Annotated in this window: 3 protein-coding genes; 1 reads left to right on the top strand and 2 read right to left on the bottom strand. The window is 75.5% G+C overall.

The genetic code is table 11. From position 1 onward, the window contains the following. Positions 1 to 94: 94 nt before the first annotated feature. Both AB0L40_RS13760 and AB0L40_RS13755 read right to left on the bottom strand, forming a co-directional pair. Positions 95 to 3409, bottom strand: coding sequence for an Ig-like domain repeat protein (locus AB0L40_RS13760; RefSeq protein ID WP_364355111.1), 3315 nt, complete (start codon positions 3407 to 3409; stop codon positions 95 to 97). Between the two features lie 271 nt (positions 3410 to 3680). Then, positions 3681 to 4871 carry a hypothetical protein gene (locus AB0L40_RS13755; RefSeq protein ID WP_364355108.1) on the bottom strand — a complete coding sequence of 397 codons (1191 nt, stop codon included), beginning with the start codon at positions 4869 to 4871 and terminating at the stop codon, positions 3681 to 3683. Positions 4872 to 5188: 317 nt separating this feature from the next. On the opposite strand from AB0L40_RS13755, the gene purT reads away from it, so the two are divergent. Beyond that, the gene (gene purT, locus AB0L40_RS13750; protein WP_364355105.1) at positions 5189 to 6448 is read left to right on the top strand and encodes a formate-dependent phosphoribosylglycinamide formyltransferase; all 1260 of its coding nucleotides are present in this window, start codon (positions 5189 to 5191) and stop codon (positions 6446 to 6448) included. Positions 6449 to 6489: the final 41 nt, after the last annotated feature.

Raw genomic sequence — 6489 nt, 5'->3', positions numbered from 1 at the left:
GCCGCCCGCCCCCCCCGGGGGGGGGCGGCCCCGCGACGGCGTCGGGTCCTCGGAGCGCGTGGCGCCGTCGGCCGGGGCCGGCGGCGCCCGTCGCTCAGCGCGGGACGACGATCCGCGGCAGCGTGTACGTCCGGTTCACCGGACGGCCGCCGCGGACGGAGGGCGCGCGCGTCTGCGCCCGGTACAGGCCCGCGGCCTTGTCCTTGGGAGCCGCGAAGCTCACCGAGAAGCGCCCGCGGGAGTCGGTCTTCGCCCGGGCCACCGTGCGGTAGCTCGTGCAGCTGACGCGGCGCCCGATGACGACGGCCTGGCCCTTCTTCGGCAGCGGCGAGGAGACGCGGCCGCTGATCTTGATCCGCCCCGGCGTCAGCGAGACCGAGGTCACGATCGTGCGCCGGGTCAGGCGCAGCGATCCGCTCCGGGTGGAATCGATGACCGCGTAGTACTTCGCACGGGACGTCGTCTTCCGGAGCCGCGCGGCCGGGGCCTTGGCGGTCGTCGCGAACGTGCCGTCGGCCTTGACCTTGGTCGTGGCGACCGTGCGCGTGCTGATGCCCTTCGCCGACAGGCGCAGGCCGATCGTGCGGCCGGCCAGCGACTTCAGCGCGACGCCGGAGAGCGCGACGCGACCGCCGACGAGGCGGGCCTCGATCATCGCGAGCTTGCCGCCGTCGCAGGCCAGGAGGCTCTGCGCGACCTCGGCCGCCGCCTCGACCCGGGTGGGCGCCGCCGCGGGCTGGGCGATGGTGACGCGGCCGGAGCCGGTCGCCTTCGAGCCGTTGGAGTCGGTGATCGTCGCCGTCACGTCGTACTGCCCGGACGGGTACGTCCCGGCGGGCAGCGTCGCGACACAGGTGCTCGTGAGCGGATCGAACGTGCCGGACACCGGCAGGGCGGCGCCGCCGCCCGCGGGGGCGACCGTCAGCGTGCAGGAGGTGACCGTCGCGCCCGCGCCGGGCTTGACCGGCACGACGACGACGGGGCCGACGCCGACCGGGGTGCCGACCTCCGGGCCCGCGACCGTCACGGTGCCCGAGCCGGTGGCCTTGCGGCCGCCGTCGTCGGTGACCGTGACGACCACGTCGTAGGTGCCGGGCGGGAACGTCGCCGGCGGCAGCGTGGCCGTGCAGCGGCCGCCCGCGAGCGTGCCGGTGACCGTCTGGGCGGCGCCGCCGCTCTTCGGCGTCAGGCTGATCTCGCAGCCGGTCGCGGTCACACCGGTGGGGACCGTGACCGGGGCGCTGACGTCGCGGACGTCGATCGTCGGCGTGCCGACGGTGGCCTCGCCGAGCACCGGGTCGGCCGCGATGCGGCCGGTGCCGGAGTTCGTCGTCGCGTTGCCCGCGGCGTCCTTGGCCTCGACGACGATCGCGTACTCACCGGCGGGGAAGTCCCCGGACGGGAGCGCGGCGGAGCAGCGACCGCCCGCGATGACGCCGGCGACCGTCTTCGCGGCGCCGCCCGTGATCGTCAGACGGAACTCGCAGGTGGCGACCGTCGCGCCGTTCTCGGGCGCGACGGAGGCGGAGACCGTGCGGCCGTCGATCGACGGGACGCCGACGGTCGGCCCGTGCAGCGTGACCTGGCCGGTGCCGGTGCCGGTCTCGCCGCCGGAGTCCGTGACCTCGGTGTCGACCGTGTAGGCGCCCGGGGTCAGGTCCGTGGGCAGGTCGGCGACGCACGCCTTGGTGGTGGCGTCGTACGTCGCGTCCAGCGCGGTGACGGTGCCGCCGCCGACGGGCGTGACGGTCACCTTGCAGGCCGTCACGGTCTCGCCGGAGCCCGGCGTCACCGGGACGGAGAGGTCGCGACCGGTGAGCGTCGGGTCGCCCACGGTCGGGCCCGCGATGACGCCGGCCCCCGCGCGCTCGGCGGCGTCGCCGCCGGAGTCCACGGCGGACGCGACGATCACGTACTCGCCGGCCGGGAAGTCCGCCCGCGGCAGCGTGGCGGTGCAGGCGCCCACGGCGAACGTGCCGGCGACGGTCTTCGTGTCGCCACCGGCCTTCGGGGTGACGGCGAAGCGGCACGACTCGATGGTCGTGGTGCCGGCGGGGGCGACCGTCGCGGTCACCTTCCGGCCGTCCAGCGCGGGCTCACCGACGGCGGGGCCGCCCGTGGTGATCGTGTTCTTGCCGGTGGCGTCGTCGCCGGCGGAGTCGGTGACCTTCGTGACGACCTCGTACTCGCCGGCGGGGAACGCGCCGTTCGGCAGCGTCGCCTTGCAGCGGCCGGTGGTGGCGTCGTAGGTGGCCGGGACGCTCGTCGTGGTGCCGCCGGCCGGGCCTACGGTGATCTCACAGCTCGCGACGGTCGCGCCGGAGCCCGGGGTGACCGGGACGGACAGGTCGCGGCCGCTGAGCGCGGCGGGCGTGCCGACCGCCGGGGCGACGAGGGTGAACGGTGCCGGGGGGCTGGTGGCCGTGCCGGTGTCGGACGTCGTGGCCGAGGCCGTGGCGGTGTAGTCGCCGGCCGGGTAGTCGCCGCGGGCCAGGGTGGCCTTGCAGGACTTGGCGTCCGCGTCGTAGACGCCGGACAGGGTCTTCGCGGTGCCGCCGGCGGGCGTCACGGCGAAGCTGCACGCCGTGATCGTCTGCCCGCTGGGCGCGGTGGCCGCGGCGGTGATCGTGCGACCGTCGACGATGGGCGCATCGACCGTCGGGGCGACGGCCGGGTCGCAGGCGGTGCCGGTGGCGAGCACGCGGCTGACGCCGAGCGAGATGTCGAGCACCTTGATGCCCGCGGCGGCGATCACCTGGACCTCCAGGGCGCTCCGGGTGTGGCCGTACTGGTCGGTGCTGACGGCGCCGGGGAGCAGGCGCACGACCGGGCCGAGCGGCCCGAGGATACCGGCGATCTCGGTGACGGGCGTCGTCAGGTCGAGGGCGACACGGTTGCCGAAGACGAAGACGTCGCCGACGTCGAAGGTCGACGAGTACTGGGGCCGGCCGGCCACGCACTTGGCGGTGGCCGTCGACTCGACGGCGCCGACCTTCACGATCGATGCGATGCCGAGGAGGCTCACGTCGAGGCCCGCGACCTTCGCGTGGGCCTTCGGCTCCTGGTCGCGGGTGCGCTTGGTGGCGTCGATCGAGGTGTCGGTCGCCAGAGCGCCGAGGTTCACGCCCAGCGGCTTGAGGATGTCCAGCACGGACTGGAGCGGGCCGCCGAGCGGCGAGCTCGCCTGCGTCGCGCACGGCTGGTCGTCCGCGCCGGCGCTGATCAGGTTCGTGACGGGCTCCAGCGGGGAGAGCCCGACGAGCTCGAGGCGCAGCGACTGCGCCCGGCAGGTCCAGCCGTTGTCCGGGGCCGCCGCTGACGCGGATCCGGAGAACGCCATCGCCGCCGCGGTGGCGGCGAACAGGACGGCGAGAAGTCGGAAGAGGGTTCCTGGTGATCTGGTGCGCATCGGCTCGGTCGGTCCTTCGGAGACGGGGGACTTGGGTTCCTGGCGCCGTCCTGCAGGTGCGAGCACCCGGACGGCGGAGACGGGAAGAACGGCCAGTATGTCCGTTTTCTCCGTCAAACAGAAGTCCAATTCACTGGATCTCCGGGCGATCGTCCTGAAACCCCCCGTTCGGAGGGTTGCAACGCCGTTAGCCGATTGTGGTCCGGCTGATCGGCGGGGCGTCCGCCGTCCGGCGGACGCCCCGCCCGAGGCGGCCGGGGGAGCCGTCCGGCTAGTAGCCCGGCGGGTGGCGAGCGACGAACCCGGCGGAGCTCCGCATCTCGGTCGTCCAGCGGGTGCCGCCGCCGCTGAGCGCCGAGGTGTCGTAGCGCCGGCCGTCGACGACCATGTACGCGTGGCCGCCGTTGGCGTAGACGGTGATCCGCTTGCCGGGGCCGGGCTCGCCCCAGCTCATGAAGCCGCCGGAGGTCAGCGGCGAGCTGAGCAGGCCACCGGCCGCCAGCGCGTAGCTCAGGGACCCGGAGCAGTCGTAGCCGCCGCTCGCGCCGCCGTGGCCGCCGCCCCACACGTAGGGGGTGGTGGCGATCTCGTTGGCCGCCGAGACCACGCGTGCGACGGCGCTGCCGTCGTTGCTGGACGGGGCGGCGCTGGAGCCACCGCCGCCGCCGGAGGAGGGAGCGGAGGGGACGGCGCGCGGGGCGGCCTGCGTGGCCGTGGCCTGCTCGCGGGCGGCGCGGGCGGCGGCGGCCTGCTCGCGCTCGAGCCGGGCGATCCGGCTGCGGACGCGGGAGAGCTGGCTGCTGGTGCCGGCGCGCGCGGCGAGCTGCGCCTGCTTGCGGCGCAGGATCGCGTTGCGGACGACGTCGGCCTGGTCGCGGTCGGCGACGGCGGACTTCGCGAGCGCGCTGAAGCGGACGCGCATCTGCTTCAGGTCGGCCGCCTGCTTCGTGACGGCGGTCTTCGCGTCGCGGGTCTCGTCGAGGATGTGGCCGTTGTGGGCGGACACCCGCTTGAGGAAGTCGACCCGCTCGAGCAGGTCGTTGAAGCCGCGCGAGGTCAGGACGACCGAGACGAGGTCGGGCTGGCCGGACTCGTACGCGTTGGCGAGGTTGGAGGAGAGGACGTCGGTGGCCTGCTCGGCCTTGCGCTCGAGCGTCGCCATCCGGACCCGGGCGCGGACGAGGTCGTCCTGCGTCCGCTGGACCTGGCCCTGGCGCTTGGCGACGGTCTGGTCCAGCGTGGCGAGCCGCTGCTCGGCGGTGCGCAGGCCGGCGCTCGTCGCCTCGATGCGGGCGGTCTCCGCCGCGACCTTCTGGCGCAGGGACTGGGCGGCCGCCCGGTCCGACGCGACGTCCGCGAAGCCCGACGATGGTGCCCCGGCGCCCACGGCGAGCACGGCCGCACCGGTGGCGGCGGCGGCTGCGGCGCGCAGCATGGGTCGGCGGCGGGGAGTCGGCGTCATGGAACCTCGGGATGTCGTGCGCGGGGAGGCGCGGGCACTCGTGCCGGGCGGCAGGCGGCGGCGAGCGAAACGGCCCGACGGAGGTCGAGCAGGGCGCGACGCTATGGGAGCCCGGCCAGTCGGCCAACCGCCGGACCCCTCCTGCAACGGTTCTTGCAGGGTGCGGACCGATGGTCGACGGCGTCCCACGGTCGTGGACACCAGCGTTGCGCCCCGTGAGGAAGGTTTCCTGGTGATGGCGTCGGCGGGCGGCGTGCCGCCGAACGTGGCCGACGGGCGACGGGAGCGCGCGGCGATCGGCTGGCATCATCCGCGCGATGCCCGCGCCCGACGCCGCCCCGCTCCCGCCCTTCGGCACCCCCGGCACCGCAGGGGCAGTTCGGTTGGTGCTCCTCGGCAGCGGCGAGCTCGGCCGCGAGGTCGCCCTCGAGGCGATGCGCCTGGGCTGCGAGGTCGTCGCCGTGGACCGCTACGACGGTGCCCCGGCCCAGCAGGTCGCCCACCGCTCGCACACGATCGCGATGACCGACCCCGACGCGCTGCGGGCGCTCCTGCGCGCGGAGCAGGAGCGCCCCTGCGCGCGGCTGCTCGTCGTCCCGGAGATCGAGGCGATCGCCACCCCGGTGCTGCAGGAGCTCGAGGCCGAGGGCCTCCACGTCGTGCCGACCGCCCGCGCGGCGCGCCTGACGATGGACCGCGAGGGCATCCGCCGGCTGGCGGCCGAGGAGCTCGGCCTGCCGACGTCCCCGTACCGCTTCTGCACATCCGCCGAGGAGCTCCGCGACGCCGTCGCCGCGCTCCAGCCCGCCGACGGGGGCACGTTCGTCCCGTGCGTCGTCAAGCCGGTGATGTCCTCCAGCGGCAAGGGCCAGTCGGTGATCCGCCGCCCCGAGGACGCCGACCGGTCGTGGACGTACGCCCAGGAGTCCGGCCGCACCGGCGCCTCCGCGGTGATCTGCGAGGGCTTCGTCGCCTTCGACTACGAGATCACGCTCCTGACCGTCCGCCACGCGGGCGGCACGGCGTTCTGCGCGCCGATCGGCCACACGCAGGAGGACGGCGACTACCGCGAGTCGTGGCAGCCGCAGCCGATGAGCGCCGCCGCGGCGGCCCGGGCCGAGGAGATCGCCCGCGCGGTCACCGACGGCCTCGGCGGCTGGGGCCTGTTCGGCGTCGAGCTGTTCGTCCGCGGCGACGAGGTCCTCTTCTCCGAGGTCTCGCCGCGACCGCACGACACGGGCATGGTCACGATGGCCAGCCAGGCCTCCTCGGAGTTCGCCCTCCACGTCCGCGCGATCCTCGGCCTGCCCGTCCCGACCGACGCCGACGGCCGCGTCCCCCTGATCGCCCCGGCCGCCAGCGCGGTGATCCTCGGCGACGCCGACCTGGACGCCCCGCGGTACTCCGGGGTGGCCGACGCCTTCGCGGTCGACCCGTCCGTCGACGTGCGGCTGTTCGGCAAGCCGGACGCGCGGCCGGGCCGCCGGCTCGGCGTGGCGTTGGCTCGCGGGGCGGACGTCGACGAGGCGCGGGGGCGGGCGACGGCCGCGGCGGGGAAGGTGCGGGTCGCGGGGTAGGCGGGATCGCAGGGGGAGTCGGTGCCGCCAGCGGCGCCGCC

This window comes from Patulibacter sp. NPDC049589, assembly GCF_040675535.1.
GTDB lineage: Bacteria > Actinomycetota > Thermoleophilia > Solirubrobacterales > Solirubrobacteraceae > Patulibacter.
The sequence above is the reverse complement of the archived record's forward strand: the minus strand, read 5'-3'. Positions and strand labels throughout refer to the sequence as shown.

Excerpts from the sequence above, each read along its gene's own strand:
- AB0L40_RS13760 (WP_364355111.1), bottom strand. The coding sequence starts at position 3,409 with ATGCGCACCAGATCACCAGGAACCCTCTTCCGACTTCTCGCCGTCCTG.
- AB0L40_RS13755 (WP_364355108.1), bottom strand. The coding sequence starts at position 4,871 with ATGACGCCGACTCCCCGCCGCCGACCCATGCTGCGCGCCGCAGCCGCC.
- purT (WP_364355105.1), top strand. The coding sequence starts at position 5,189 with ATGCCCGCGCCCGACGCCGCCCCGCTCCCGCCCTTCGGCACCCCCGGC.